Consider the following 3,349-nt stretch of genomic DNA (forward strand, 5'->3'; position numbering starts at 1 on the left):
CGGCCTCGACCCGATCGCCCGCACCTCCCCGGACCGCTGGTTCACGGCCGGGTTCGCCGCCGCGCAGCCCGCGATCACCGACTGGGCCGTCCAGATGGTCCGCACCACCGACCCCGGCTGCTACATCGCCTCCTGCGAGGCCCTCGCCTCCTTCGACGTACGGCACGAACTGGGCATGGTCGGCGTCCCGACGCTGGTCCTCGTCGGCTCCGACGACCAGGTCACCGGGCCCGCTGAGGCGCGCACGCTGGTCGCGGGCATCCCGGACGCGCGCCTCGCCGTCGTACCCGGCGCCTCGCACCTCGTACCGGTGGAGCAGCCGGCCGCCGTCACCGATCTGCTGGTGCGGCACTTCTCGACGGCCTGGCAGCCCGGGTACGACACGGGTCAGACCGCGGTACCGGGGATACCCGTGGTCCTTCCGCAGCAGCCCGCCCCGATCGCCGAGATCGCCCCGGCCCCGCCGATCGCGACCGACCAGGTGATGGGCCGCCCCGACCCGTACGACTCGGGTCTGAAGGTCCGCCGCGAGGTGCTCGGCGACGCGCACGTGGACCGCGCGCTGACCCAGGCCGACGACTTCTCCGGCGACTTCCAGGAGTTCATCACCCGGTACGCCTGGGGGGAGATCTGGGACCGTCCCGGACTCGACCGGCGCGCGCGCAGCTGCGTCACCCTGACGGCCCTCGTCGCGGGCGGCCACCTCGACGAACTCGCCTTCCACACGCGCGCGGCCCTGCGCAACGGCCTCACCCCGGACGAGATCAAGGAAGTCCTGCTGCACGCCGCCGTGTACTGCGGGGTGCCCGCGGCCAACAGCGCGTTCCGGGTGGCCCAGCAGGTCATCCGGGAAGAGACCACACCGCAGGAGTAGAGCTCTACCTCTCAGGTACTACCGCCCGTGACTCCGTCCCCCTTCCGGCGATGCAGGATGGACCCATGACGAAGTCCATCCAGCTCACCAAGAAGTCGCACGCCTGTGTCCGCCTGGAGAAGGACGGCCGCACCCTCGTCCTCGACCCGGGCGTGTTCAGCGAGGCGGACGCGGCCGTCGGCGCGGACGCGGTCCTGGTCACGCACGAGCACCCGGACCACTTCAGCGAGGCGCACCTGAGGGCCGCGCTGGAGGCGAACCCCGAGGCGGAGATCTGGACCCTGCGCGCGGTCGCGGAGCAGCTCGCCGCGGCCTTCCCCGGGCGCGTGCACACCGTCGGGCACGGCGACACGTTCACCGCCGCCGGGTTCGACGTCCAGGTCCACGGCGAGCTGCACGCCGTGATCCACCCGGACCTCCCGCGCATCACGAACGTCGGCTACCTGATCGACGACGGCCGCGTCTTCCACCCCGGGGACGCGCTCACCGTCCCGGACCACGCCGTGGAGACGCTGATGCTGCCCGTGATGGCCCCCTGGAGCAAGATCTCCGAGGTGATCGACTACGTCCGCGAGGTGAAGCCCGCGCGCGCGTACGACATCCACGACGCCCTCCTGACCGACCTCGCCCGGCCCATCTACGACAACCAGATCGGCGCGCTGGGCGGCGCCGAGCACGGGCGGCTGGCGCCCGGGGAGAGCACCTCGCTGTGACTGTCGGTGGGGCCCGGTAGGTTGTGAGGCATGCGCATCGCGACCTGGAACGTGAACTCGATCACCGCCCGCCTCCCGAGGCTCCTGGCCTGGCTGGAGAGCAGCGGCACGGACGTGCTGTGCCTCCAGGAGGCCAAGCTGGCCGAGGAGCAGTTCCCGTTCGACGCCCTGCGCGAGGCCGGGTACGAGGCCGCGGTGAACGCGACGGGCCGGTGGAACGGCGTGGCGGTGCTCTCCCGGGTGGGCCTTGAGGACGTCGTCAAGGGCCTGCCCGGCGGCCCGGAGTACGAGGGCGCGCAGGAGCCGCGCGCGGTGTCGGCGACCTGCGGTCCGGTGCGCGTGTGGTCGGTGTACGTGCCGAACGGGCGCGAGGTCGACCACGCGCACTACGCGTACAAGCTCCAGTGGTTCGAGGCGCTGAAGGCGGCCGTCACGGGCGACGCGCAGGGGGGACGCCCGTTCGCCGTCCTCGGCGACTACAACGTGGCCCCCACCGACGACGACGTCTTCGACACGGCCGTCTTCGAGGGCCTCACCCACGTCACCCCGGCCGAGCGCGCGGCCCTCGCGGCCCTGCGCGAGACCGGCCTCACGGACGTCGTACCCCGCCCCCTCAAGTACGACCACCCGTACACCTACTGGGACTACCGCCAGCTCGCCTTCCCCAAGAACCGGGGCATGCGCATCGACCTCGTCTACGGCAACGAGCCCTTCGCGAAGGCCGTCAAGGACGCGTACGTCGACCGCGAGGAGCGCAAGGGCAAGGGCGCGTCGGACCACGCGCCGGTGGTCGTCGACCTGGAGGTGTAACCGGGGAGTACCTGAGAGGGAGGCGCCGTCGCGCGGCTGCGCCGGTGACGCTCCCGGTCCGTACGCCTCCCTCACAGCTCCGTCAGGTCCACCGCCGTCGCCAGCGCCGCGTACCCCGCGTCCGAAGGGTGCAGCCGGTCTCCGCTGTCGTACGCGGGCAGCAGCCGGTTCGGGTCGGCGGGGTCGCGCAGCGCGGCGTCGAAGTCGAGGACGGCGTCGAAGGCGCCGCTGTCCCGGATCCACGCGTTGACCTCCTCGCGCCGCTCCTGGACCTCAGGGGTACATCTCAGGTCCCCGGCGCACGGCAGGAGCGTCGCGCCCAGTACCCGTACCCCGCGCGTACGAGCCCGCTCGGCGATCTCCCGCAGCCCGTCGGTCACGTCGTCCGAAGTCCCGCCCCGGCGCAGGTCGTTGATCCCCTCGAAGACGACCAGCGTCCGCACCGACGGCTGCGCGAACACGTCCCGCTCCAGCCGCGCGAGCGCCGACACCCCCGACGCGACGGGCGAGACGCCGTCCCCGGCATAGCCGTCGGCGGCGACGCGGTTCCCCGCGATCCCGGCGTTCAGCACGCCGTACCGGGGCACCGTCCGCTGCCCGCGCAGGCGCGCGGCGAGCCCGTCGGGCCACCGCCGGTTCGCGTCCGTCGTCGACAGGTACCCGTCGGTGATCGAGTCCCCCAGCAGGACGACGCTTCCGGGTCCCCCGGCGACGTCGACCCCGGCGAGCAGCGGCCACCCGGTGAGCTCCGGGGCGTACGCCGCCCCCGCGCGGTCCGCCGTGTGATCGCCCGGCGCGCTGAGGTACGACCGCTGCGAGGCGTACCGGTGCGTGGGGAGCGCGGTCACGGTCCCCGGCAGATGGAAGCTGACCAGCAGATCGGCGCCCGCGGGCACGACGAGGCCGACCGGATCGCTCACGGCGCGCGTCCCGGCGGGGATCTCGACGCCGG

The 3,349-nt window shown here is 73.1% G+C and carries 4 protein-coding genes; 3 read left to right on the forward strand and 1 reads right to left on the reverse strand.

The window, feature by feature from the left end:
• The 3 genes from pcaC to AOK24_RS42670 form a co-directional block, all read left to right on the forward strand.
• Positions 1-874 (forward strand): 4-carboxymuconolactone decarboxylase (gene pcaC / locus AOK24_RS42660; RefSeq protein ID WP_063799630.1); only part of this gene is annotated, 874 nt, incomplete at its 5' end.
• 77 nt (positions 875-951) lie between these two features.
• Entirely contained in the window at positions 952-1,587 is a 636-nt protein-coding gene (locus AOK24_RS42665) for an MBL fold metallo-hydrolase (protein WP_055725235.1), read from the forward strand.
• Between the two features lie 30 nt (positions 1,588-1,617).
• On the forward strand, positions 1,618-2,397 hold the full coding sequence (locus AOK24_RS42670) for an exodeoxyribonuclease III (RefSeq protein WP_055725234.1): 780 nt from the start codon (positions 1,618-1,620) through the stop codon (positions 2,395-2,397).
• 71 nt (positions 2,398-2,468) lie between these two features.
• Here the strand turns inward: AOK24_RS42670 and AOK24_RS42675 are convergent.
• Positions 2,469-3,349: SGNH/GDSL hydrolase family protein (locus tag AOK24_RS42675; protein ID WP_167376919.1), on the reverse strand; the 881-nt coding region annotated here is incomplete at its 5' end.

The organism is Streptomyces niveiscabiei (assembly GCF_001419795.1).
Taxonomy (GTDB): Bacteria; Actinomycetota; Actinomycetes; order Streptomycetales; family Streptomycetaceae; genus Streptomyces; species Streptomyces niveiscabiei.